Source organism: Gayadomonas joobiniege G7 (assembly GCF_000300815.1).
Lineage (GTDB): Bacteria > Pseudomonadota > Gammaproteobacteria > Enterobacterales > Alteromonadaceae > Catenovulum > Catenovulum joobiniege.
Map to the genome: position 1 here is coordinate 538,452 of NZ_AMRX01000006.1, position 26,531 is coordinate 564,982.

The following is a 26,531-nucleotide window of genomic DNA, read 5'->3' on the forward strand; positions in this document are numbered from 1 at the left end:
TGACAAATAAGACTTAAAAAACATGTTTAACCTGTTTAAATCTAAAAAAGCTGAATTTATTAAAGCGTTCTGTGCGGATCTTGGTCTACCTGAATTGGCTAAGGCCATTGAAGTTGACGGTGATCAAGTTAAGCTGCCGTTTAAATTTGATGAACTTGAAACGGCTTTAAAAGATAAATTTGCCGCTGATGTTCATATCAGTTATCAGTATGCGCTGGCATCACTTAACCGCGGTTACCAGAACCCGCGCGCTCAGATTAGCCACATTATTGCGATTGCGTCTGGTAAAGGTGGGGTGGGTAAGTCGACAGTGTCGGTAAATCTGGCTCGCTCGTTAAACCGGCTGGGGGCTAAAGTTGCCATTCTGGATGCGGATATTTATGGTCCATCGATCCCGTTAATGCTTGCATTGCAAGGGCAACAGCCAACAGCCGTTGATGACAAATATATGCAGCCATTAGTTTCGGCCGACGGTATTAAAAGCAATTCGATAGGTTTTTTGGTTGAGCCCGAAAAAGCTGCCATCTGGCGCGGACCTATGGCCAGTAAAGCCCTCACCCAGCTTTTTAACGAAACAGCATGGGGAGAAATCGACTATTTAATTGTTGATTTACCGCCAGGCACAGGTGATATTCAGTTAACTTTAATGCAGTCGTTGCCGTTGTCGACCGCTGTGGTCGTAACGACCCCACAGAATATTGCCACGGCCGATGCCGAAAAAGCCTTGGCAATGTTTAATCAGCTTAAATTAACCAGCGCTGGGGTGGTCGAAAACATGAGTCAGTATATCTGCCAACAGTGTGGCCATCATGCGGCGATTTTTGGCGCTGACGGTGGGCAAAATCTGGCTAAAAAACATAAGGTACCTTTATTAGCGCAATTGCCATTAGATATAAATATTCGTAAAACTATGGATAATGGTGACGCTTCGGGGTTTAATAGCGCTGATTTTTACCCAGCTTTTAGGCAGCTGGCATTAAAGGTGGCATTGCACCTTTACCATCAAGCTCGGCAACAGCCGAGTGAAAAAAAGATTTCAATCCAACAAATAGATTAGAACAAGGTTTTTCATGCGCTTATGTGACAGAGATATTTTTGCTGCGTTAGACACTGGCAAAATAAAAATTAACCCCATGCCGCAAGCAGATATGATCAGCGGGGTGAGTGTAGATATTCGATTAGGTAATAAATTTCGGGTTTTTCAAGATCATGCCGCACCTTATATCGATTTAAGTGGCCCTAAAGAGCAAGTGAATCGTGCACTTAATTCTGTGATGTCAGACGAAATTGAAATTGCTGACGGCGAGGCATTTTTTTTACATCCAGGTGAATTGGCACTTTCAATGACCCACGAATCTGTCACTTTACCGGCAGACATCGTGGGGTGGTTAGATGGACGTTCATCGTTAGCTCGTTTAGGTTTAATGGTACATGTTACCGCCCACCGAATCGATCCGGGTTGGTCTGGGCAAATTGTATTAGAGTTTTTTAACAGTGGTAAGTTGCCATTGGCGCTGCGTCCTATGATGAAAATAGGCGCACTTAATTTTGAAACCATGAGCGGCCCAGCAGATAAACCCTATAATACCAGAATTGATGCAAAATACCGGGATCAAAGTGGCGCTGTGGCAAGCAGAATTAGTGAAGATGATAAATCAGGCGGATAAATTATCGCATTAACTGGTAAAACAGTGGGTGATGGATTATTTTTTTATAACAATGTGTTTTTATTGAGGTTACATATGGTTAAAAAGTATTCAGGGATTCTAGCGATAGCTGGTTTGACTCTGTTAGCGGCTTGCGATTCAGAAACTTTATCAGACGCTCAGCAAGACAGCACGCCACTGATACCTGCCACTCGGGTTGCTTTTGATCCAACCAATTCTGTTGTGGCCTTGCCCAATAATTTGTTATTTAGTGGCACCCAAGATGGCACCTTAAATATTCCTGTTGCGGATAGTGAGGATTTTAGCGATCCTGCGGTTGCTTTATCGGCGCTTGATGGCTGGTCTGGACAACAAGCATTTGTCATTGATTTTGATGTGCCTGACGACGTTGCGGGTATTGATGCAAGTAGTTTACAAGCAGCGGGTTCGGTCCGTTTATTTGCTGTAAAAATGGGCAGTCGTGACAGCAGTGATGAATGTTTTGGGGTAGATATTGCCCATGTTTGTAAAATTGAGCATGAACTGCAAATGGGCAGTCAGAATGATTATATTCTTTACCCTAGTGCGAATGACCAACTACTGATTGCACCTGTAAAGCCACTTAATCCCGGTAGCAGCTATTTAGTTCAGTTAACGGCGGCCATTGAAGACAGGGAAGGGCGAGCGGTAAAATCATCTTCTAGCTATCAGTTAGTGCAGCAAGATATAACAAAAGCGCCTTTAGCCAGTGATGAGCAACTTTCGTTGCAGGCATTAGTCAACGCGTCAGAAGATGCGATACAAGCTTTTGGTTATGATAGTGAAAATACTATTTACAGTGCAAGTTTCACGGTGCAAAGCCAGCCAAGTTTAGTTAGGCTAAAACAATTGATGGCGCAATCTGCTGCGCAGCAACCTGGTTTAACCGAACCTGTTTATAGCGGGGTAAATGTAAAAACTGCGCTCAATCCAGCTTTGGCGTCTTGCCCTGAGTTATTGCAAAAAGTTGCTACAAATACCGCTAGTGCGAGCGAATTAGGTTTTGTCGGTTTTTGCAATACGGAGTTGTATCACAGTACCATAAATCTGCCATATTATAGTGGCATTGCGAGCGAAACTGATCCCACAGCTGCCACAGGCGACAATGCGTGGTGGCGAGCCCGATGTGACAGTGGTGCTTTGCTGCAAGGTTATCTAGCCGCTGGTGGTACGCTACCGGAGACTGCACAATCTGAAAACGATGGTTTTTGTTTAAATTTTGGTCTACGTGATTTGGGTTTGGATAGCGAGCGCCACATTACTGCTTATAATCCACTCCCTCAAGTGCGCGGTGTGCAAAATTTAGAGGTTCAGGTAACTGTTCCTAACCCGCAAATGATTGCATTGATGGAACCCGGTAATACGGTACAGATGCCCGAAAATGGCTGGCCTGTAGTCATTTTGGCGCACGGTATTGCAAGTAAAAAAGAAGATATGCTGGCGCTAACGGCCGCACTAAGTCGCGCGGGTTTTGCCACTGTTGCGATGAATTTACCACTGCATGGTGAACGTGGGTTTGATATTGATGATGATGGTCAGCCTGATGTGGTTACCGATCAAGCTGATGCATCTGCATATATGAATTTAGCCAATTTACAAGCGACCCGAGACAATTTGCGTCAATCCGTGGCTGATTTTTTACAGTTGCGTTTGGCATTGGCGACCCAGGATTTTACGTTTAATGGTCATCAAATTGATGGGCAGTCGGTTTCTTTTGTTGGGCATAGTTTAGGTGGCATTGTTGGCAGTGTGGTCACCGCGATTGCGAACACGGGTAACAATGCACAATTGGATAATTTGTTTAAATTAAATTCGGCCGTTTTAGCCAATACTTCGGGTGGCATTGCAGGCATTTTGCTTGAATCAAATGCATTCGGTCCTTTTATTAAAGGTAATATCGTATTAGCAGCGATTGAAGGTTTTACGGATTATTTGACAAACAAGCAGCAAAATATAGTGACCTTGTATAATGATCAAACAGCGTATCAGAATGCACGGGCAGACTATATCCGCGAGCAGCAATTGGATAACGAAGTACAGCAAAGATTGACACTGGCTGAACGATACTTTTTTGCCGCCATTAGTGCTGGCAAAAATCCAGCCGCCATGAGCGCCGCTGATCATCAGGGGGTGTTCGCTCAATTTGCAACTGAACTAACGGTCGCTCAACAAATTCATCTTGAAGGTTTGCTGGCTGAATTTGTATTTGCCGCTCAAACAGTGATAGACGCTGGTGATCCTAACCTGTATGCAAGTTGGTTAACTGCAAGTCAGACACCTGTTTTATTAACCGAGATTTGGGGTGATGGCACCTCAGCAACTTGGGACCAGGTGATTCCGCCGCTGGTTAATAGTGCAGAGTTGGCTGGCACTGAACGATTTGCCCGTTTGTTAGGCGCTGAACATATGGTGGCCTCGGGCGCGGCAGATACCAATGTATTGGTTCGATTTAACGCGGGTGCGCATGGTTCTTTGTTGTCACCAGAAACGTCTCAGGCAGTGACAGTGACTATGCAAAACCTAGTAGCACACTGGTTAAAGAGCAATGGAGAAAGTGTGTTAATAACTGATACTTCGGTCACAACGGGTGGCGGTGATTAACTTATTCTTAACTTTAGGGCTTGAGAAAAATAATATAGCAATTATTATAGTATCAAGCCCTAGCTAAGTTGAGGTAGCGATTAATGTCTGTAAACCAGCTAAAAGTTTTTTCAGAAGGCTTTAAGTACAGTAAAGTCTGGCCTATGAAAAGCCAGTTATTTGCGGTCTTTCCCGAATGTCGGGTGATTAAAGCGACTCAGCTAGCCACCCGAATTTTACCCATTATTGCAGTGGTAACTTTTTTTGTGCAAACCAATTATTTAGGTGAAACCTACGCACCTCAATCGTTGGCACTTTGTTTGTTGATTTTAAGTATGCCATTACAAGGTTATTATTGGTTGGGTAAACGTGCTCAGCAATTTTTGCCAATATCACTGGCCAACTGGTATTATCAAATTGAAGATAAACTGGTTGAACAAGGTGTTGAGGTGAAAAGTTTATCGCACAAACCTAAATATAAAGATATGGCGGTCGCATTAAAACTAGCGTTTTCTGAACTGGATAAAAATTGGATTCGGGACTGGCTCTAACCACTGTATAAAGGTACACTGTTAAACAAAGTATCAACGGAGTTTGACAGTGTTTGCTCTTTACCCTTCGAACAAATTAGAAGATCTTAGTTATTTATTACAGCAGCTTATTAAAGTCCAACCATTATCTGTGCTTGAAGCTGAAACCATTCTGGTTGAAAGCCAAGGAATGCAACACTGGCTAAACTTGCAGTTTGCGCAAAACCAGCAAATTGCTATGAATATCAAATACCCCATGCCTTCCCGTTTTATCTGGGATACTGCTCGCATGCTGTTAGGGGACAAAGTTCCCAAACAATCTCCTTATCGACGTGAAGTATTAGCTTTTCGCATTGATGAAATTTTGCAATCTAAGATCTGGTTAGCCGATGAGCGGGCCCAGCCTGTGCATCAATATTGGCGTTTGGGAAACTACCAAGAATCACTCACTCGTTTTCAATTAGGCACCGCGCTGGCTGATTTGTATGAGCAATATATGCTGTACCGACCAGATTGGTTACAAGCTTGGCAACAGGGTGAGTTATGCACTGAACAAGCGGACGAAGTGTGGCAAAGTGAGCTATGGCGATTATTGGTAAAGGCGCGAGCCTATCATCCGGTTGCGCTGCAAGATGAAGCCATTGCACACCTGCGTGAACATAAAGATAAATTGCCATCCCGTTTAATTATTTTTGCGGTGAATACCATGCCGCCAAAAACACTTGAGTTTTTTCAAGTGATTGCTGAGTTTATTGACATTCATATGTTTCATTTAAACCCTTGTTATACCTTTTGGGGGGACATTAAAACGGACAAAACAAAAGCCCGTGAACTCAAACAACAAAAATTGGCGCAGTGGGTTGCAAAAGACAGCCAGCCTGATAATCCTCTGTTAGCTAACTTGGGCAGCCAAGGCAAAGCATTTTTTAACCAATTACAACAAATTGAAAGTTTTGAGATTAGTGCGTTTGAAGAAGCTGCAGAGCCTGAGTTTGTACAGGATGAAGGTGAGCGTTCAGAACAAAAAACAAGTTTATTGCACAGTCTGCAAACTGATATCTTGCGACTAGAGGATGCCCGCACCAAAAATATATCAGCGGAGGTAAACTTTGATGAGTCTGTCTATGTAGTAGATGCACATAGCGCGCTGCGCGAAATACAACACTTACACGAATATTTATTGGATAGATTTAATCAAGATGCTGGATTAACACCGTCAGATGTCATTGTTATGTGTCCGGCAATTGAGGATTATGCACCTTATATAGATGCCGTATTTAGACGCCCATATGACGACTTTAATCCAGAAGATCCAAGACTGCCTTGTTCGGTTTCAGATCGACGTTTAGCTGATGCAGAGCCGTTAATTAATAGCTTTTTAGAGTTGCTGATGCTGCCAGATAGTCGTTTTGAACTCAGTAAAATTTTATCTTTTTTACGACTACCGGCTTTGCAGCAAAAGTTTGCATTAAGCGAAGTTGATATCAATAAATTGGAATGGTGGTTAACTGAAGCCCATGTTCATTGGGGAATAGATAAAGCCCATAAACAGCAACTGGTTGGCGCAGAGAACGAAATTTATACCTGGCTATGGGGATTAAAGCGTTTATTAATGGGGTCGGCTTGGGGATCTGAGCCTTTTGTCGGCCGGGAATTAGCTTATATGCCGCACGTTGAGGGGCAGGATACTTTGTTATTAGGGCGTTTGTATCAGTTGGTGGAGGCGCTAGCTGGCCATAGAGAGGCCTTGCTTAACAAACGCTCAATGATTGAATGGCAAAGTTTTTTAACTCAGATGTGTGAAACATTTTTTGCTTTTCAAGCAGATGAAGAAAACGCTTTTTTATTAATAGAAAATGCCATTAGTAGTTTGGCCGAAGAAGCCAAAGAAGCAGATTATAATCAACCGATCCCGTTAGAAATTATCAGGTTTAGGTTAAATCGCAGTTTTGCATCAGTGGATTCTAAAAGTCACTTTTTATCCGGTCAGGTAACTTTTTGTTCTATGATCCCAATGCGCAGTATTCCATTTAAAATCATTGCGATTTTGGGTCTTAATGATGGTCAATTTCCGCGTATACAGCAACAAACAGGTTTTGATTTAATGGCAAAAACAGCCAGTCGCAGCGGTGATAGATCAAGGCGCAGCGATGATAGATACCTGTTTTTAGAAGCGCTCATCTCAGCTAGAGATACCTTATATTTAAGTTATCAGGGCAGAGATGTGCGCAATAACAGTGTTCGTGAACCCAGTTTAGTATTGAAAGAGCTATTAAATTACATTGATGAGGGGTATTTACCTGAGTTTAGCAAAAACTGTATCAAACGCTTGCCGCTGCAACCGTTTGCAATTGAAAACTATCAAAAATTTGCCTTAGGTTATGATCCTAACTGGATTAAATTCAGTCAACCGGAAGCCTATATTGCCGCAAAAGCAGAGTTGCAATCGTTATCTGATAGTGGTCAAAAAACAGGCGAAGCAGGAAAAGATAATACGCAGCAGCCAATTAAAAGTTTGGATGTAGCGGATTTGCTGCGCTTTTTTAACGATCCACTGGTTTATTTTTATCAATATAGTTTAAAGCTAATAAGCTATGAAGATGATTTGGCTGAGCAGGATATAGAACCTTTTGCACTCAATAAGTTAACCGAATATCAGCTAAAACAAAGCTTGTTAGACAGTCAGTTAGCGAATGACGAAACGGCTGCTAACAAAGCAGTGGATTATCTAAAGTATTCAGGTTGCCTGCCTGACTCACCTATAGCAGGTGAACATATTGAAGACGCACAAACCTCGGTAGAGCATTTGCTTAATATACTGACTCGTTATCAAGATGGTGCACATAAACATTGGCAGACTGAAATAGCGGGGATCACTGTGGATGTTTCGGCTTTGACATCAACCGTTAAAGCGCCACAAGCTGAGTGCGATACAGAAACAAAAGAGACCCCTTCATTGCCCTGTTTATTATTTACTCGTCCCGGAGAAAAAAAAGCAAAAGATACTTTGCGTTTGTGGTTATACCATATAGCGGTGAACCATATTGCGCCAATTAAATACGAGACCCATGGGGTCTATTTAACGGGTAAAAAAAGAGTGCCTGCCGAAGCCAGCATACTCACTAATACGCATTTGCAGGTTAATCAGACTCAGCTAAATGATTTTATTCAATATTATCTTGAAGGTTTAAAAAAACCGCTTTTAATGCCATTTGATGTGGTTGTTAAGTATTTTAAGCAGTTAAATAAACCGGATGAGGCGGGGATTAAAGCACCTGAAAAAGCTGTGCTTTGGCAAAAGTTGATTGAAACCCACTATCAGGATACAGCGATTTATGCCCATTTAGAACGGGATTATCAGCTTAACTTAGAACAGGATCGTCAACTAGCACATAAGCTATATCAAACCTGGTTAGAAACTTCTGGTGATGTGGATAAGGCAGTCAAGGGAGCTAAAAAATGAACAATAAAAAGGAGCCAATCGTAGGACAAAAACTGGCTGTTGAAACTATGCAGCTAGCCGGTCGACATTTAATCGAAGCCAGTGCTGGTACCGGCAAAACATTTAATATTACGCGTATTTATTTACGCCTATTGTTAGAAAAACAACTCAATGTTCAGCAAATTTTGGTGATGACTTTCACCAAAGCTGCAACCGAAGAACTAAAAGGCCGGATTGAACGGGAACTTAGAGCGGCGCTGGAAAAATGGGGTGAGCAAAAGGATCCGTTTTTTCAATATTTATACCAGGCGGTAGATGCCGAGCAAGCACAATTATTATTAAAAAGTGCATTATTAGAGTTAGATGACGCAGCCATTTTTACCATACACGGTTTTTGTAGTCGGGTGCTTAAACAGCAAGCTTTTGCCTCTGGACTGCCGTTAGAAATGACAATGGAGACAGATTGTAGCGAGCTGTTAAAAGAACACATCCGAGATTGGTTTCGAAAACATATAAAACAAGCGCAAAATTATCAGTTATTAAAAAGCGTAAGCGCCGAGGAACCGGACAAGTTTTACACGTTATTTGGTAAAGCGATTCAAGCCGGTGAAACCATTCATATGCTGACAGCCGCTGAGATTGAACAAGATAGCCAACAAGCTATCGCTGAGATCACACTGCAAGTAAACCGAATAAAAGCTAATTATTGGCCGCAACTGCAAGCTTGTGAAACTTTAATAGAATCTGTGCTGATTGATAAAAAAAAGGGTGATGAGCGCAAAGAACGTCAGCGCGAGTGGCAAGTGTGTCAAAACTGGTTTACCGATGAAAATAGCACAGAATTGCCCGTTGAGGTAATAGGTTTTTTTGATGGTCGCAGGCATCGAAATGCTGAGCTAAAAGAAGCATTAGCCCCGTGGAAAAGCTATTTAGATTCAATCGTCGCTGAAGTGAAAAGGATTGAAAAGACGACTAAAGAGCAAATTGAGTCAGTACCTTGTCATCAATTGCTTCAGGTGGCAATTAGTCAAATACAACAGAGTTTTGCAGCGGCTAAAAAGCAGCAAGCAATATTAGACTTTGATGATTTGATAAATACCTTGCATCAAATTTTAACTCGCAGTGAGTCTGATATAGCCGGACTCAATGATACAGCCAGGCAAACAGATTTAATTAACGAGTTAAAAAGCCAGTATCCTGCGGCTTTGGTAGATGAATTTCAAGATACAGATGCTAAACAGTACGGCATTTTAAATGCGCTTTATGCAAACGAGGTGAGCTCGGTTAATGCAATTGATAAACAAAATACAGAGGCGGCTGAGTTTGCACTTTTTATGATTGGCGATCCTAAACAAGCGATTTATGGTTTTAGGGGCGGCGATATTCATACTTATTTAAAAGCGCGTGAACAGGCTGATTATATCTGGTTTATGGATACTAACTGGCGTTCTGATAGTTTTATGGTTTCGGCCTATAACCGTCTGTTTTATGGCGCGCCGCTCAGCCAAGCTGCTAAACCTGTTTTTGGCTCTGATATTCACTATCAAGCGGTTCATTCAACACCGAATGCAAAAGCTGCGCAATATCCGTTAAAAGATCTCAACCCGAGATACAAAGCACTTAATTTTGTGTGTTGGCCGACCGATAATGTACCCGATGTTGAGGGGGTGCGGGAACAAGCAGCAAACTGGGTCTGCCAACAAATTAAACGTTTATTAAATGAAGTCACACTCGGTGAACGTGCCTTATCTGCTGGCGATATTGCAATTTTGGTTCGCAGCGGAACCGAAGCAGCACCAATGAAACAAGCATTGCAGCAACACCAATTGCCAAGCGTTTATTTAAGTGAAAATAGCAATGTATTTGAAAGCGCGCAAGCAAAAGAGATGAGATCTTTATTGCAAGGTTTATTGGATTTGCAGGCGCATAAAGCTGTGTTGGCCGCGATGGCTACGCCATTATTGGGTTATAGCGTTGGTCAAATAAAATACTTTCAATCAGATGCTGGGATGCTGGCATTTGAAGAAGCCATGGCGTTTATGCAAGAACTACGTCAGTTATGGTTTAAACGTGGCATTATGGTGCTATTAATAAAACTGATTAAAAATCTTCATCGAATTGATTTAGGCAGTCGCGAGCGTAGCCTAACAAATTACCTGCATTTAGCTGAAATTCTGCAAAATGCAGCGCGCCAGCATAAACATCCACAGCAACTATTATTTTGGTTTGAACAGCAAATAACAAATGTAAAAACACAATCCGAAGCTGAGCTCAGGTTAGAAACTGATGCCAATTTAATTAAAATAATCACTCAGCATAAATCAAAAGGTCTCGAATATCCGATTGTTTTTATTCCTTTTGCTGACAAAGCAAATACTAGTCAAAAAGACGGCAATTTAAAAAAAGTCGCTTTTGAATATTATGATCATGGATTAAATAAAAAGGTCTGGCGGTTGGGCAAATCAGATCAGCTTATCAAACAAGTAGAAGCAGAAACGCTTGCCGAAGCCGTGCGGTTAATGTATGTCGCAATTACGCGGGCGGAATATAGATGTTATATCTGTGTGCATCCGACTAAAACGTCTCATCATTCGGCACTTGGCAGTATATTGTCGGTGCCAGATCCGGCTGATTGGTTACCAAGTTTAACTAAACTTGTTGATTCGCAAACAACAGATATGGCGTTATTAGATCCATGCGAAATGAACCAAAACGCGCAACAGCATATACAGGGTTGTTTATCCGGTGAACAGAAACAGGTTAATCTGCAGCATAAAACCTTTGCCGGGAAAACCGACGTGGATTGGATGATGTATTCGTTTTCGTCACTGAGCAAAAACTCGGCGTCTGTTCATAAACAGCACGAAAGGTTAGACGATACGATTTACGCCAATGATTTAGAAGCAGAGCGGTTAATGCAAGAAAATTTACCGCTTAGATTTAGATTAAAAAAAGGGGCAGCGACGGGTGATCTGTTGCATGACATTTTAGAACAAGTTGATTTTAATCAGGCTAATTGGCCAGAAGTTTGCAGTGGGCCGCTAAAGCGTTTTGTTGATCTTGAAGAAGCCGAATATGCTGAGCTTTACCAATGGCTTGATGAGATCATTAAAACACCTTTGCCGTTGCCGGCCCCAAATGCTCAATCACATAACGCGCAATCAAAGAGTGTAGACAAAGTTTGTTTGGCAGATTTGAAGTTATCAAATACATTGCGTGAAGCTGAGTTTTATTTTCCATTGTTGCATACCCAGGTGGCTGGACTAACGGCTTGTTTAGCCAAGTATAGAGGTCAAACATTGCCTACCTTATTACCAGATGTTAAAACCTTAACAGGCATGATGCATGGTTTTATTGACTTGATTTTTGAACATCAAGGGCGTTTTTATGTGGTTGATTATAAATCCACTCATTTAGGTAACGCCTTTTCAGATTACCAGTATGAGGCATTAAAAAAGAACAATGAGCAGCATTTTTATGACCTCCAATATTTAATTTACAGCTTAGCTTTACATAGATATTTAGCAGCCCGAAAAGCCGATTATTCGCCTGAGCAAGATCTGGGTGGGGTGATTTATCTTTATTTGAGGGGCATGTCAGCCGAGCGTGAATTAACAGATAGCTTGGATGTTGACCATGCAGATCCTGTCGTTCGCAGTTATGGTGTTTTTGCTGACAAATTAGATTTAAGTTTATTGCAAGAATTAGACGATTTAATGGGCAAAGGAGTCGCCAATGTATAAAAGTTTTGTTGAGTGCCAGCAACAGTTAGCCGATGTTGAAGCATTTGATTATTATTTTGCGAACCAAATTTGTGCCCTGTGGCAACTTGATGATGCGGTGGTTTTTCATATGTTGATGTTATCAACATGCTCGATTAGACGAGGGCATACCTGTTTGCCACTAACCGCTATTGCCAATCAGCTTGAATGGGATAATGACAGCAGTCAGCATTCAGGTTATCAGTTTGCTGAGATAGCTGAATTAGAAAAAAGCCTAGCTAATTTGCCATTTGATGATGAAAGTTTTCCATTAGTATTTGACGGGCACAGTTTATATCTTAGACGCTACTGGCAATTTGAGCAGACGGTTGCGGAGCTGATCCGGCCGCGCTGTGTTACACAAACACTGAATGAACAGCAGTTGAGTGCGGCGCAAACCATGCTGAATAAGGTGTTTAATCAATCCAGCCAAGCGAGTGAAACTGATTGGCAAGCAGTGGCTGTGGCCAATTCGTTAATACATCAACTTGCGGTTATCTGCGGGGGGCCCGGGACAGGAAAAACCTATACAGTGGCAAGACTGCTGGTGGTTTTACTTGCTATGGCAGATAAACAAAAAACGCCGCGGATTTTAATGGCTGCACCAACAGGTAAAGCTGCACAGCGAATGTTAGAGTCGATTAATCAGACAAAACTCGAGTTAGCACGCTGTGGTATTGAACAAACCCTGTTAGATAAGATACCAACCAGCGCCGCCACTATCCATAGATTGCTCGGATATCGGCCTGAATCAACCCGTTATCGTTATAATGCCGAGCGTCAGTTACCATGTGATATTTTGTTAATTGATGAAGTCTCTATGATAGACGTGGCTATGATGAGCCGGATCTTGGTCGCTTTGCCACAAACGGCACGTTTGATTATGTTAGGCGATGCAGATCAGTTACCTTCGGTTGAAAGTGGTAATATCTTAGCCGATTTGAGCCAGCGCCCTCATCCAGGTTATGCGATCTTAGCACAGACTCAAATTGCCACGCTAACTGGGTACCAGGTGCCACTGGCCCCTGAAAGTTTGCATTCGCATGTAAGCTTTTTATATAAAACCCATAGATTTAGTGGCCCATTAGCGGATCTTGCACAGGCAGTTATCAGCCGGCAGCCAAAAGCCGACGAATATTTGTTACACCATAAGCGTACACAAGCCAGCTCAAGTGAACTTCAGATTGACTATTTTCCCCAAGAGATACAAAAGGCTTGGTTAAAAAACGCTTGTCAAACTGCCTACTCGGCTGTGATGGCAGCGGACAATGTAAATGATGCATTTGTTCAATTGGCAAAATTCAGGGTACTGGCAGCACTGCGCCGTGGTGAATACGGCACAGAGAGATTAAATGAACAAATAGAACAGTGGTTAAAAGAAAAACACAGGCAAGTACGGATTGGCCAGCATTATCAAGGGCGACCTATTATGATCAACCAAAATGATTATGCCAGCGGTTTATTTAATGGCGATACTGGCCTTATTTGGCCACACGAAGACGGCCGTTTAATGGCATTTTTTGCTACAGATGAAGGCTTGCGAGCTGTGAGTTTAGCACGCTTACCTGCGCACCAAAGTGTATATGCCATGACAATACATAAAACACAAGGCTCAGAGTTTGCCCATGTCGCGCTCGTTTTGGGCGACCAAGTGAACCAATTAATGTCGGCAGAATTACTCTACACAGGGCTGACCCGGGCTAAACAAAAAGTTAGCATTTGTGGTGAGTTTAGTGTCTGGCGGCAGGCTAGGCAAATGAGTATGCAGCGTTATTCTGGCCTCGCCACTCGGTTATTTTCTAAAACCTAACACCGCGTTTGTTTTAAGTTTTTTACCAAGGGGCACAGCGTCAGCCATTTACGGGGCGTCAGCGATTGAGTCAGCTACTTAAAGGGTAGCTGCGCTGTGCAAGCCAGAAAATACTCGTCCACTAAGGTTTTTTCGCTATTACAAAAATCGGCAAATGCTGATTTAAAGCGGGGATCTATTAACGAGTGTACAGAATGTGTATAAACAGGAGTAAAGCCGCGTGCTATCTTATGCTCTCCCTGGGTGCCAGGGTTAAAACGCGGCAATTGTTTTTGTATCGCGAGTGTGATGCCTTGGTAATAACAGAGCTCAAAATGCAGGAAGGGCAAATCTTCAAGCGCACCCCAATAGCGGCCATATAAACCAGCGTGGTCAATAAAATAAAAAGCCCCAGCCACTAACCGATTTTGTTTAAAAGCCGCGATCAAACACACGTTATCATACATTGTTTCGCAGACTTGTTTAAAAAACTGCAGGCTTAGATAACCTTTTTGACCACGTTTGAGATAGGTAAGCTGATAACACTGATAAAAGTCGGCAAGCGTTAAGGTGTCTATTTGCTGTCCATTTAAAATACGAATATCATCAACAGATTGCTGTGCCTTGAGACGTTCTTTTAATAAGTTTTTGCGTTTACGGGCGCGCATCAAATCAACAAAATCGGCAAAATCGCTGAAGTTTTGATTATACCATTCAAATTGAACCCCGTAGCGAATTTCAGCGCCGGCTTGTTTAAACCAGCTCGCTTGTTCAGCTGAAACAAAATTGGCTTGCCAGCCACTCAGTTGATGCTGCCGACAGCTCTGTTCAAATTGAGCGGCTACGTCAGCTGCGTCAGTGGCTGCGCGCAGGGTATTTTTAAATTTGTCGATCGGCACTGGAGTAAAAGGAATGGCACATAAAAGTTTAGGATAATATGCCACACCATAACGGTAATAAGCTTCGGCTAGTGCATGGTCAAACACGTATTCGCCGCGGCTATGCGTTTTAATAAAACAGGGCAGGTAACCCAGCTCGGGTTGACAATAAGCACCTTGCCAACCAGTGTGCCCATTAATGCAAGCGGTTTGCTCAAGCGCGGATAAAAATTCTTTTTTTAAAAAAGCCAGTTGCTGCGGGTTGCACCAGTTTTCTGGTAAACTGGTTTGAAATTCCCTTGCTGCACTAATTGGACTATCTGAGAACTGCATGACAAATCAGCCTATTGAAGATGAAACCCAGGCTCGACAGTATTTATTATATTTGCTGTCACGTAAAGAGTATTCGCGCCATCGTTTAAATCAAAAACTGATTCAGCGCCACTGCCCAGAAAAAATCCGTGAACAGGTATTAAATGAGTGTATTGAACAAGGCTGGCTTAATGACGAACGTTTTGCACTTATGATAGTACGGGCAAAAAGTCAGGCCGGTTATGGTGCTAAATATATTCAGCAATACTTATTTCAACATCAGATAAACCTGGATGTTGATGTGCTGGCAGAAGAAGCCGAGGTGGATTGGTATGCAGTGTTAACAGATTTAGTTGAGCGTAAGTACAAAAGCAAAAACTGCCAAGACTACAAAGAGCGGCAAAAGCGCTTTCGTTTTTTATTTTCGCGTGGTTTTTCACCAGATTTAATCAATCAAGTGCTAAAAAATGCCGCTGACTATTAACACAATCAGCGGCTTATGGTACATTTTGGCACCGTTTTAATCCCTTTTGCCTTGTCCGCGGCTAAGCCGCCCGTTTGCAAACATTTAAAGTAGGAAGACAGAATGAAGATGACCACTGCTGAACTCAGGCAGGCGTTTTTAGATTTTTTTGCCAGTAAGCAACACCAAATTGTCAGTAGCAGCTCTTTAGTGCCGGCTGATGATCCCACCTTGTTGTTTACAAACGCCGGCATGAACCAGTTTAAAGATTGTTTTTTAGGTCTCGAAGACAGAGGATACAGCCGGGCAACTTCATCACAGCGATGTGTACGCGCAGGTGGTAAACATAATGATTTAGAAAACGTTGGTTATACTGCCCGTCACCATACCTTTTTTGAGATGTTGGGTAACTTTAGTTTTGGTGATTATTTTAAGCAAGAAGCCATTAAGTTTGCTTGGCAGTTTTTAACCGAAGTGATTCAGCTTCCAAAAGAAAAACTTTGGGTGACTGTATATACAGAAGATGACGAAGCAGCCGATATTTGGATTAACCAAATCGGGGTAGATCCGAACCGTTTATCACGCATAGGTGCTAAAGATAACTTTTGGTCGATGGGGGATACAGGTCCTTGTGGTCCTTGTACCGAAATTTTTTATGATCATGGTGAACATATTTGGGGTGGGCCGCCGGGAACACCGGAAGAAGATGGCGATCGTTATATCGAAATCTGGAACCTGGTGTTTATGCAGTTTAACCGTCATGCTGACGGGCGTATGGAGCCGCTACCCAAACCGTCAGTGGACACTGGTATGGGGCTGGAGCGTATTGCAGCAATTTTACAAGGTGTGCACAGTAACTATGAAATCGATATTTTTGTTCACTTAATAGATGATATAGCACAATTGTTAGGCGTTAACGATAAAAGCGATAAGTCGCTGCGCGTGATTGCCGATCATATTCGTTCTTGTGGTTTTTTAATTGCAGATGGGGTGATGCCTTCAAACGAAGGGCGTGGTTATGTGTTGCGACGAATCATCCGCCGGGCTATCCGTCATGGCAATAAATTAGGGGCAGAACAAGTCTTTTTTTATAAGGTGTATGCTTCATTAATTAAACAAATGGGCGATGCTTACCCTGAGTTGAAAACCGCTCAGCCGATTGTTGAAAAAGTACTTAGATTAGAAGAAGAACAATTTTTAAAAACCTTAGACCGTGGTTTAAATATTTTAAATGAATCGCTTGCCGATTTGTCTGGCACTGTGATCCCCGGCGAGTTAGTTTTTAAATTGTATGATACGTATGGCTTTCCGGTTGATTTAACTAATGATGTAGCGCGTGAGCGTAATTTCACTTTAGATGAAGCCGGTTTTGAAGCTGAGATGGCCGCGCAACGCAAACGTGCGCAACAGGCCAATCAATTCGGTAAAGATTATAATCAGACATTGAGTTCCAGTGCAGCGTCTGAGTTTACCGGTTATGAGTTAGATGCAGATCAGTCTGAAGTAGTAGAAATTTTAGTTGATGGAGAAACACAACCATCACTTGCCAGCGAACAAAGTGCTTTAATTATTTTAAAAAATACCCCGTTTTATGCTGAATCAGGTGGTCAGGTAGGAGACACAGGTGTTTTAAAAGTGAATGGCGAAGTGGTTTTTGAAGTTCAGGATACCATTAAATTAGGCCAAGCTATTGCGCATAAGGGGATTTGTTTAAAAGGCTTACAGCTGAATGATCTTGTTACCGCCGAGATTGATGCCCAGCGCCGTCAGCAAGTTAAGTTAAATCACTCAGCGACTCATTTATTACATGCAGCACTGCGTCAGGTGTTAGGTGAGCATGTACAGCAAAAAGGTTCTTTGGTTTTATCTGAAAAACTCAGGTTTGATTTTGCACATTTAGAAGCTATGACAGCTGATGAGTTAAAAATCGTTGAAAATTTAGTTAACCGAGAGATACGTGCCAACCACTCATTAACGACTGAATTGATGGATATAGAATCTGCTAAAAAAGCGGGTGCTATGGCTTTGTTTGGTGAAAAGTACGATGATCAGGTTCGAGTGGTTTCTATGGGGCCATTTTCAATGGAACTTTGTGGGGGGACTCACGTTAAACAAACCGGCGATATCGGCTTTTTTAAAATAATTTCCGAAGCGGGTATTGCAGCTGGTGTTCGCCGAATTGAAGCGATTACCGGACAAGCCGCGATTGATTATAGTCATCATCAAGCTGAACTAATCGGTCAAGCCGCTGCGCGTTTAAAAGCAGATCCGGCTAACCTGATTGATAAACTCACCAGCCAGCTTGAAAAACAGAAAAAGCTAGAAAAAGAAATTGCTGCGCTTAAAGATAAGTTATCTGGTCAAGCCGGTGCAGATTTGTTAAATCAACAAACCCAAATCAATGGGGTTGCTGTGTTGGTTGCCGAAGTTAAAGACGTTGAAGCAAAATCGCTGCGCGGTTTAATGGACCAGTTAAAACAAAAAATTGGCTCAGGAGTGATCGTTTTAGGCCTTAAAAACGATACAAAGGTTAACTTGATTGCTGGTGTTACCAAAGATTTAACCCAAAAAGTTAAAGCTGGTGAGTTAGTTGCATCGTTAGCCGTTCAGGTTGGTGGTAAAGGTGGTGGTCGCCCAGACATGGCCCAAGCCGGTGGTAGCCAACCAGAAAATCTAACTGAAGCTTTAGAGTCTGTACATTCTTGGCTTGCAACAAAACTGTAAACAAGTAATATATCGGCCTTTGTTTGAACTATTGATCAAATAAAGGCTAAACCTAAAACAAACATTGACAAAAAATTGTATTTTTTGAAAAAAATGTTCTAGTTTTAGCAATGGGTGCTTAACCGGTAATCGGTTTTTGGAATTGGAAAGGAGTATTAAATGCTAATATTAACTCGACGTGTTGGGGAAACCCTCATGATTGGTGACGAAGTCACTGTAACTGTATTGGGTGTAAAAGGTAATCAGGTTCGTATTGGTGTTAACGCGCCAAAAGAGATCTCTGTGCACCGTGAAGAAATTTACATGCGTATTCAAGCTGAAAAAAATCAGTCACAAGGTAATACCGAATATTGATTTTAAACAAGTTGATCATTCGCTGATAAGATCAGCTGGATTCTACAGCTGATCTTATATTTATTTTTTTAAATTTAGAGTCTGTTAATTAACGTTTACTTGGCCTTTTAAAAGGTTTCTGTGTTCATCAAATCCGCTAAACACTAATGCACTAGATGGTTTACGGCATTAGAATTATGTCTTCACCCAGCGCTTTTTAGCCGCTAAATTAGACACTTTAACCTGTTTAACCATATTGTCTTTGATTTCCAAAATCTCGAGCGCATAGTCGGAAATTTTTATGCAAAGTGGTTTGGTTGGTATTTCTTCTAAATGCTCTAAAATTAACCCATTCAGTGTTCTTGGTCCTTCTTCAGGTAACTTCCACTTAAACTGTTTGTTCAGATCACGGATACTGCTACCAGCATCAACTAAATAACTGCCATCGGCTTGTTTAATGTTATTATCAACCGGCATTTCCATTGTGGTGGTGAAATCACCGACTATCTCTTCAAGAATGTCTTCTAACGTGATTAAACCTTGAATATCACCATATTCATCGACCACTAAACCAATGCGGATTTTATTGCGTTGAAACTTAAGTAATTGCACATTTAATGGTGTACCTTCAGGCACAAAATAAATTTCCCGGACCGCACGCAATAAGGTTTCTTTAGAAAATTGAGTTTTAGACAATAAACGTAAAACATCACGTGAATGCACAAAACCTACGGCATCATCTATGGTATCCCGATACAAGAGGATACGGGTATGCGTACCATGGGTTAGTTGTTTTATAATGTCTTTCCAGTCGTTATTAATGTCGATGCCAACTATGTCATTACGAGGGATCATAATGTCGTCTACGGTGACATTTTCTAAGTCTAATACACTGAGTAACATGTCTTGGTGCCGGCGCGGTATTAGGGCTCCGGCTTCGTTCACAACCGTTCTAAGCTCTTCGTGTGTTAACGAGTCTTGTCTGTTATCTAAATTAATTCTAAACAATTTAAGCACTAAATTAGTGATTAAATTCAAACCCCACACAAAAGGGTAAAATGGGATCAGTAGTGCAGACAATACATAGGAGGCTGGAAAGGCTATTTTTTCAGGAAAATAGGCTGCAAGGGTTTTTGGGGTCACCTCGGCAAAAATTAATAAAACAACCGTTAAACCAAAAGTTGCCACAGCGACGCCATAATCACCAAACACTCGAATACAAACAACGGTTGCAATCGCAGAGGCGGCAATATTAACCAGGTTATTGCCGATTAATATTAAACCAATTAAGCGGTCGGGCCTTTCTAATAAACGGCTCACCCGGCGCGCAGAGCCGTTGCCACTTTGTGCAAGATGCCGTAAGCGGTATTTGTTCAATGACATCATACCGGTTTCGGAACTCGAGAAAAATGCAGAAGTGACTATAAGAACGGCAAGAATAATCAATAATGTACTAGTGGATATATCGTCCAACAGGCTTTTCCTTTAAAGATCAGCAAATTTAAACATTAGGTGAATGCAATGTATGTATTAATTCGGCAAAGCTCAAGGGTTAACGCAAAATAATTTCACGAATTAAGCGGGTGCCGAAATAACCTAAGGTCAATAAACCGCTTGCTAACGTTAACAAGAGCATGATTATCTTACCACGCCATCCTGATTTGTGATGGCCCCAAATAACGGTTATTAATAAAAATAATGCAATGATAGATAAAATAACCTTGTGCGCCTGACCAGAATTAAAAAAGTTTTCTAAAAAGATAAAACCGGTTAGCTCTGAAAGCAATAATAAAATAATGGCCGCTTTAACTAAGGTTAAAATTTGGCTTTCTATTGCATTTAAAGCCGGCATTGGTAACGAAAGAACCGATAAATCATGATGTTTTAACCGGTCGGCAATAAAATAATATTGATAGCTCAGCAGGGTTGCGATAATCAGCAGTGCGTAGGCGATTATTGCCAGCAAAATATGAATTAACGTATCGGGTGACCAAGTTGCGAGATTGCTAACATCATTCGGTACTAACAGGCTTATTGCACAAACCAGCGCGCTGATGGCAAAGTTTGCCGGCAATGCAAAATAATTTTTTGTCGTTTGCGCAAATGCTAAAGAAATCAGGTTAATTAACACTACAATCAGGTTAGTGGCGACTATTAAAGAATAAGCGTGTTCGTTACCGAGTTGAAAATGACTCGCGATATAAAACAAATGACAAAGCAGAGCAAGCAGGCTGGTGACGATAAAATAGTTTTTCCAGCGCATGAAGCGATTAAATAACAAGGCCAATAGACCCAATCCAGCAAGGCAATAAAATATCGCGGCAAGCAAAGCCAAATTCATCATTTTCCCTATTGTCAATTTTTGTTTGAGGTTATCATTTTTTATTAATAATTGGTAACGTCAATGGTAAAAATTATTAGTAAGTTGAGAAAGCGTATATTTTAAATGAACTTAGCGATACAATAGTCGGGTAACTCACTTTTAATTAGACACATCCGGTGAAGCGGGAAAGAGCAATTTATGTTTGAAAATTTATCAGATCGTTTGAGTAAAACGCTCAAAAATATTACCGGCAAAGGCCGCCTTAGCGAAGACAATATCAAAGACACGCTGCGTGAAGTGCGGATGGCACTATTAGAAGCTGATGTCGCGCTACCTGTTGTTAAGTCGTTTATCAATAACGTAAAAAGCAAAGCTGTTGGCATAGAAGTTAGCAAGAGTTTAAATCCGGGCCAAGCCTTTTTAAAAATTGTTAATGCCGAATTGGTAGCTGCCATGGGCGAAGCCAACGAAAGTTTAAATCTGGCCGCTCAAAAGCCGGCAGTATTAATGATGGCAGGTCTGCAAGGGGCTGGTAAAACAACTTCTGTAGGTAAGCTGGCGCGATTTTTAAAAGAACGTGAAAAGAAAAAAGTGTTAGTGGTGAGTGCTGATATTTACCGGCCAGCGGCAATTAAACAGCTCGAAACCCTGGCAAGCGAAATTGAGGTGGACTTTTTTCCAAGTTCGGTAGAACAAGCACCCGTTGATATCGCTAATCGTGCAATTGAACATGCTAAAAAACAATTTTTTGATGTTGTTATTTTAGATACCGCAGGTCGTTTGCACGTTGATAGCAATATGATGGACGAAATCAAAGCCCTGCATAGTGCAGTAAAACCGATTGAAACCCTGTTTGTTGTTGACTCTATGACAGGCCAGGACGCTGCAAACACAGCCAAAGCTTTTAATGAAGCTTTGCCTTTAACCGGGGTTATTTTAACCAAAGCCGATGGTGATGCACGTGGTGGTGCGGCATTATCTATTCGTCATATCACAGGTAAACCCATTAAATTCATGGGGATTGGCGAAAAAACAGACGCGCTTGAGCCGTTTCACCCAGATCGAGTGGCCTCTCGTATTTTGGGTATGGGGGATATGCTCTCACTGATCGAAGAAGTAGAGCGTAAAGTCGATAAAGACAAAGCCATGAAATTGGCTAAAAAAGTGCAGAAGGGTAAAGGCTTTGACTTAGAAGACTTTAGAGATCAGCTTGCGCAAATGCGTAACATGGGCGGTATGATGTCTATGATGGGTAAACTGCCCGGAATGAGCCAATTACCGGATAATGTTAAAGATAAGGTCAATGATAAGCAGTTTGTGCAAATGGAAGCTATTATTAACTCCATGACACCAAAAGAAAGAGCGCGCCCAGAATTGATCAAAGGTTCCCGTAAAAAACGTATTGCTATGGGGTCGGGAACACAAATTCAGGACGTTAATCGTTTATTAAAACAATTTACCCAGATGCAAAAAATGATGAAAAAAGTATCAGGTAAAGGCGGCATGTCAAAAATGATGCGTGGTATGAAAGGCATGATGCCACCAGGTGGGGGTTTCGGCGGGCCTGGTGGTCCGGGTGGCCCAGGTGGATTTTTTGGTCGTTAATCACTAAACACTGCAATTAAAAAAAGGAAGGTGCCAATGAAACAAGCTGCAGAAAAAACAGCCGTTATGTTGAAAGAGTTTTTTGCCTCCGAATCGGCTGGGGGTATAGTGCTGATGTTCACCGCGTTAGCGGCGATCATTATTGCTAACTCTCCTTGGAGCATTTTTTACGACTTGTTATTAACAACACCAGTAGAAGTGTTTGTTGGTGATTTTGGCATAGCTAAACCTTTATTATTGTGGATTAATGATGGTTTGATGGCTATCTTCTTTTTTCACGTTGGCCTTGAGCTCAAACGCGAAATGTTAGAAGGTGAGCTATCGGATCCCGCTAATGTGGTATTGCCTGCTATCGGGGCTGTGGGTGGCATGGCGATACCTGCACTGATTTATGTGGTGATGAACCTTGAGCACCCTGAAACGATTCAAGGTTGGGCGATTCCGGCGGCAACAGATATTGCGTTCGCGCTGGGTATTTTGTCTTTATTGGGTAAAAACGTCCCTCTGGCATTAAAGCTGTTTTTAGCCTCTTTAGCCATTTTTGATGACATAGGTGCCATTGTTATCATTGCGATCTTCTACACCAGTCAAATATCGCAAACTTCGTTGACGGTTGCTTTATGTTGTTTACCCATTTTGTTTTTGCTTAACCGCAACAATGTTAGTTCTACCAGTTATTATGTATTAATTGGTCTTATTATGTGGGGCGCACTGTTAAAATCAGGTGTGCATGCAACCTTAGCAGGTGTGGTTTTAGCATTATTTATCCCTTTGCAGAGCAATGACGATAAAAATTATTCACCGCTTAAAACCCTTGAGCATGATTTACATGGTACAGTGGCGTTTTTTATTTTGCCGGTTTTTGCGTTTGCAAATGCGGGTTTAAACCTGTCAGGCATTGGTTTAGAACAATTGATGCACCCAGTGCCATTAGGCATAGCGGCCGGTTTATTTATAGGTAAGCAGGTTGGTGTATTTGGTTTTTGTTTTGTTGCGATTAAATTAGGCCTGGCTCAATTGCCTAAAAACGTCAGTTGGACGGCGCTGTATGGTGTGGCCGCCTTGTGTGGGGTTGGTTTTACAATGAGCTTGTTTATTGGTTCATTGGCGTTTGAGACTACGGGTGGCATTTTTCAATTTGACGACCGCCTTGGAATTATAGTGGGTTCTTTGCTGTCTGGCATATTTGGCTATTTAGTTCTAAAAAGCCAATACAAAAAGAATGCAACTGCTGTAGAGAAATGATTTTATGTCATAAAACTGCAGTTTAAGTTGCATTTAACCTCAAAATAAGTACAATTCACGAGCTTTTCCAGCCCTGCTGGAAAAGCAGCCAATTTTTAATCATTAACTTACAACTATGGGTACGATATGGTAACTATTCGTTTATCTCGTGGTGGCTCTAAAAAGCGTCCTTTCTACCAAGTGGTAGTTGCGGATAGCCGTAGTCCTCGCGATGGCCGTTTCATTGAGCGTATTGGTTTTTTTAATCCAGTAGCTCGAGGTCAAGCAGAGCGTCTGCGTCTGGACTTGGACCGTGTAGACCACTGGGTCAGTCAAGGTGCACAAACCTCTGACCGTGTAAAAAGCTTAATTAAAGACGCACGCGCTGCGGCTTAATCTGAAGGATATTGGAGTATTATGTCATCAGCAGTACCAGATAAAACCATTACACTTGGCCAACTAGGGGCAGTGTACGGCGTTAAAGGCTGGCTGAAAGTTAACTCCTATACAGAAAATCCGGAAGATATTTTTAGCTACAACCCCTGGACCGTTGGGAAAGGTAAGTTGTGGCAAAACATTAAAATTATCGAGTGGCGTCGACACAACAAAGGCCTGATAGTTAAACTAGAAGGTTTAGATGTTCGTGAAAAAGCCCAATTGCTAACTGGTTTAGACATAGTGGTTGAACCTGAGCAATTGCCAGAGCTCGAAGCGGGAGAATACTACTGGCGCGATCTTGTTGGCCTGACGGTTGTTAATCAGAAAGGTTACAACATGGGAGTCGTTAAATCTTTATTAGAAACGGGCTCCAATGACGTGTTAGTTGTACAGGCAAATCATAATGATGCTTTTGGCATGAGTGAGCGCCTGATCCCTATGGTTGAACAACAGGTAATTCAATCGGTTGATTTAACCAATAAAGTGATTACAGTCGACTGGGACGCGGATTTTTAATCCATGGCACAACTGAACTGGGTAGGGGTGATTAGCCTTTTTCCGGAAATGTTTAATGCCATCAGCGAACAAGGTGTGACTGGTCGGGCAATTAAAAAAGGTATTTTTGAATTTCATCGGTGGAACCCTAGAGATTTTACCGAAGATAAACACAGAACCGTAGATGACAGACCCTATGGTGGTGGCCCCGGAATGCTAATGATGGTTGAACCATTAAAAAAAGCCATCCGGGCAGCAAAAGCGCAAGCTGGAGAGGGTGTTAAAACCATTTATTTATCGCCTCAAGGGCGTAAATTAGACCAGCAGAGCGCTTATCAAATTGCTGATTATTCAAAAATACTGCTGATTTGCGGTCGCTACGAAGGCATTGACGAACGTTTAATTGAAAGCGAAGTTGATGAAGAATGGTCGACTGGCGATTATGTACTAAGCGGTGGTGAGTTACCGGCAATGACATTGATAGATGTTGTGATTCGATTAATTCCCGGCGTATTAGGACATCAATTATCAGCGCAGCAAGATTCGTTTTCGAACGGACTGCTAGATTGTCCTCACTACACAAGGCCTGAGGTATTAGACGGTCAGTCTGTACCACAAGTACTGTTAAGTGGTGATCATAAAAAAATCGAAGCATGGCGAATGCAACAAGCATTGGGACGAACCTGGTTACGACGTCCAGAATTATTAACAAACCTAGCTCTGACTGATGAGCAAAAGAGGCTTTTAACTGAGTTTAAAGCTGAACATTGCAATACGGCAGTGCATTCTAGGAAAGAAGGTGAATATGAGTAAGATCATTCAACAGCTCGAACAAGAGCAAATGAAAAAAGATCTACCCGCTTTTGCGCAAGGTGATACCGTTGTCGTTCACGTTAAAGTAAAAGAAGGTGATCGTGAGCGTTTACAGGCTTATGAAGGTGTTGTAATCGCTAAGAAAAATCGTGGCTTAAATTCTTCTTTCATCGTTCGTAAGATCAGCGGTGGAGAAGGTGTGGAACGTACTTTCCAAACCCATAGCCCGTTAGTTGCAAAGATTGATGTTAAGCGTCGTGGTGACGTTCGTCAGGCTAAACTTTATTATTTACGTGACCTGCGTGGTAAAGCAGCACGTATTAAAGAAAAGCTGGCAAAAAAATAATTGGCTGAGACAGGCTCGCATTTTGTGGGCCTGTTTTCTTTTATATGCAGGTAAATTTACGTCAATTAAAAACCGACTTAGCACAGCTATTATCCCAACTAGCTGTCCCAACAGAAATTTCTGAGCAAGCGCTCATTCACCAATTACAACAAAGCCCTTATCAGAGTTTACCTCAGTTAGATTTACAACAGAGCCTTGAACTTTTTCAGTGCCACTTTATTTTATACCACCTTCTATATCAGCTTAGATTAGACTGGTTGAAACAAGAAAAAGCTATTATTAACATTGGCTTAGCTAAAGTAGGCCTTGTTCGTTATCAAACAGGACAAAGGGATTCAATCGCCGCACAAGATCCTTTAGCTGCTTATTATCTGAACTTTGATAACTTTAATCAAACAGCCGAAAAAGACGTCGACCTTTTATTAGATAATTTTTTTAAACAGCTTAAGCGCCCCGTTAATGTTTCTGAGCGACAATATATTGCCGCGGTGAAAGTATTGGGGAGCAGACCTGGGCAGTCACTTGCGGAACACAAAAAAGCCTATTTAAAATCAGCACTTAAACATCACCCCGACAGAAAAGGTGAAACGAAAGAACATCAAAATATTACTCAAGCTTGGCAAGTGATTCAGGATTATTTAAAAACTTGAGCGGCCATTTGCCTCTGTTATTATTTGTTAGTATCTGTCGTGATCTGGTTTTCATTCTCATCGAGATTTAATCTGGCTGTTCAATGTTGGACAAAGTTGGACAAGCTCGTTATTTTGCGATTAATTTTAGCTTTACCCGG

The 26,531-nt window shown here is 41.8% G+C and carries 20 protein-coding genes; 17 read left to right on the plus strand and 3 right to left on the minus strand.

Annotated elements, in window-relative coordinates:
* Window positions 1–22 precede the first annotated feature (22 nt).
* From apbC to recD, 7 genes are all read left to right on the plus strand, one after another.
* On the plus strand, window positions 23–1,057 hold the full coding sequence (apbC, locus tag C727_RS0109700) for an iron-sulfur cluster carrier protein ApbC (protein ID WP_017445440.1): 1,035 nt from the start codon (window positions 23–25) through the stop codon (window positions 1,055–1,057).
* A gap of 13 nt (window positions 1,058–1,070) precedes the next feature.
* Window positions 1,071–1,667 carry a dCTP deaminase gene (gene dcd / locus C727_RS0109705; RefSeq protein ID WP_017445441.1) on the plus strand — a complete coding sequence of 199 codons (597 nt, stop codon included), beginning with the start codon at window positions 1,071–1,073 and terminating at the stop codon, window positions 1,665–1,667.
* A 75-nt stretch (window positions 1,668–1,742) separates the two neighbouring features.
* Entirely contained in the window at window positions 1,743–4,286 is a 2,544-nt protein-coding gene (locus C727_RS18315; protein ID WP_155949207.1) for a VolA/Pla-1 family phospholipase, read from the plus strand.
* Window positions 4,287–4,369: 83 nt separating this feature from the next.
* Window positions 4,370–4,816, plus strand: a complete 447-nt coding sequence (gene yfbV / locus C727_RS0109715; protein ID WP_017445443.1) for a terminus macrodomain insulation protein YfbV — start codon at window positions 4,370–4,372, stop codon at window positions 4,814–4,816.
* Between the two features lie 49 nt (window positions 4,817–4,865).
* Window positions 4,866–8,258: an exodeoxyribonuclease V subunit gamma gene (gene recC, locus C727_RS18320; RefSeq protein ID WP_017445444.1), complete on the plus strand. Its 3,393-nt coding sequence runs from the start codon at window positions 4,866–4,868 to the stop codon at window positions 8,256–8,258.
* Window positions 8,255–11,980, plus strand: a complete 3,726-nt coding sequence (gene recB / locus C727_RS18325; protein ID WP_017445445.1) for an exodeoxyribonuclease V subunit beta — start codon at window positions 8,255–8,257, stop codon at window positions 11,978–11,980. The genes recC and recB overlap by 4 nt, the downstream gene beginning before the upstream one ends.
* A complete protein-coding gene (gene recD, locus C727_RS0109730; protein WP_017445446.1) occupies window positions 11,973–13,808 on the plus strand; it encodes an exodeoxyribonuclease V subunit alpha in 1,836 nt (611 codons plus the stop codon). The genes recB and recD overlap by 8 nt, the downstream gene beginning before the upstream one ends.
* A 74-nt stretch (window positions 13,809–13,882) precedes the next feature.
* Here recD and C727_RS0109735 read toward each other — a convergent pair whose 3' ends face one another.
* On the minus strand, window positions 13,883–14,998 hold the full coding sequence (locus tag C727_RS0109735) for a peptidogalycan biosysnthesis protein (protein ID WP_017445447.1): 1,116 nt from the start codon (window positions 14,996–14,998) through the stop codon (window positions 13,883–13,885).
* On the opposite strand from C727_RS0109735, the gene C727_RS0109740 reads away from it, so the two are divergent.
* The 3 genes from C727_RS0109740 to csrA all read left to right on the plus strand — a co-directional run bounded on the left by C727_RS0109740 (window position 14,997) and on the right by csrA (window position 18,518).
* Window positions 14,997–15,461, plus strand: a complete 465-nt coding sequence (locus C727_RS0109740) for a regulatory protein RecX (RefSeq protein ID WP_017445448.1) — start codon at window positions 14,997–14,999, stop codon at window positions 15,459–15,461. The two genes, C727_RS0109735 and C727_RS0109740, sit on opposite strands and share 2 nt — an antisense overlap.
* Before the next feature lie 102 nt (window positions 15,462–15,563).
* Window positions 15,564–18,164 carry an alanine--tRNA ligase gene (gene alaS / locus C727_RS0109745; RefSeq protein WP_017445449.1) on the plus strand — a complete coding sequence of 867 codons (2,601 nt, stop codon included), beginning with the start codon at window positions 15,564–15,566 and terminating at the stop codon, window positions 18,162–18,164.
* A 159-nt stretch (window positions 18,165–18,323) separates the two neighbouring features.
* Window positions 18,324–18,518 carry a carbon storage regulator CsrA gene (gene csrA / locus C727_RS0109750; RefSeq protein WP_017445450.1) on the plus strand — a complete coding sequence of 65 codons (195 nt, stop codon included), beginning with the start codon at window positions 18,324–18,326 and terminating at the stop codon, window positions 18,516–18,518.
* A gap of 174 nt (window positions 18,519–18,692) precedes the next feature.
* Here the strand turns inward: csrA and C727_RS18330 are convergent, their stop codons facing one another.
* Together C727_RS18330 and C727_RS18335 are read right to left on the minus strand one after the other, a co-directional pair.
* Window positions 18,693–19,970, minus strand: a complete 1,278-nt coding sequence (locus C727_RS18330) for an HlyC/CorC family transporter (RefSeq protein ID WP_040459235.1) — start codon at window positions 19,968–19,970, stop codon at window positions 18,693–18,695.
* 79 nt (window positions 19,971–20,049) lie between these two features.
* Window positions 20,050–20,838, minus strand: coding sequence for a cytochrome C assembly family protein (locus C727_RS18335; RefSeq protein WP_017445452.1), 789 nt, complete (start codon window positions 20,836–20,838; stop codon window positions 20,050–20,052).
* A 180-nt stretch (window positions 20,839–21,018) separates the two neighbouring features.
* On the opposite strand from C727_RS18335, the gene ffh reads away from it, so the two are divergent.
* From ffh to C727_RS0109795, 7 genes are all read left to right on the plus strand, one after another.
* On the plus strand, window positions 21,019–22,425 hold the full coding sequence (gene ffh, locus C727_RS0109765; RefSeq protein WP_017445453.1) for a signal recognition particle protein: 1,407 nt from the start codon (window positions 21,019–21,021) through the stop codon (window positions 22,423–22,425).
* 36 nt (window positions 22,426–22,461) lie between these two features.
* A complete protein-coding gene (nhaA, locus tag C727_RS0109770; RefSeq protein ID WP_017445454.1) occupies window positions 22,462–23,670 on the plus strand; it encodes a Na+/H+ antiporter NhaA in 1,209 nt (402 codons plus the stop codon).
* Between the two features lie 126 nt (window positions 23,671–23,796).
* Entirely contained in the window at window positions 23,797–24,045 is a 249-nt protein-coding gene (gene rpsP, locus C727_RS0109775; protein ID WP_017445455.1) for a 30S ribosomal protein S16, read from the plus strand.
* Window positions 24,046–24,066: 21 nt separating this feature from the next.
* Window positions 24,067–24,603 (plus strand): ribosome maturation factor RimM, encoded by a 537-nt coding sequence (gene rimM / locus C727_RS0109780; RefSeq protein ID WP_017445456.1) that lies wholly within the window; start codon window positions 24,067–24,069, stop codon window positions 24,601–24,603.
* A gap of 3 nt (window positions 24,604–24,606) precedes the next feature.
* Window positions 24,607–25,395 carry a tRNA (guanosine(37)-N1)-methyltransferase TrmD gene (gene trmD, locus C727_RS0109785; protein ID WP_017445457.1) on the plus strand — a complete coding sequence of 263 codons (789 nt, stop codon included), beginning with the start codon at window positions 24,607–24,609 and terminating at the stop codon, window positions 25,393–25,395.
* The gene (rplS, locus tag C727_RS0109790; protein ID WP_017445458.1) at window positions 25,388–25,741 is read left to right on the plus strand and encodes a 50S ribosomal protein L19; all 354 of its coding nucleotides are present in this window, start codon (window positions 25,388–25,390) and stop codon (window positions 25,739–25,741) included. The genes trmD and rplS overlap by 8 nt, the downstream gene beginning before the upstream one ends.
* Before the next feature lie 44 nt (window positions 25,742–25,785).
* Window positions 25,786–26,391, plus strand: a complete 606-nt coding sequence (locus C727_RS0109795; RefSeq protein WP_017445459.1) for a DNA-J related domain-containing protein — start codon at window positions 25,786–25,788, stop codon at window positions 26,389–26,391.
* The last annotated feature ends 140 nt before the right edge of the window (window positions 26,392–26,531 follow it).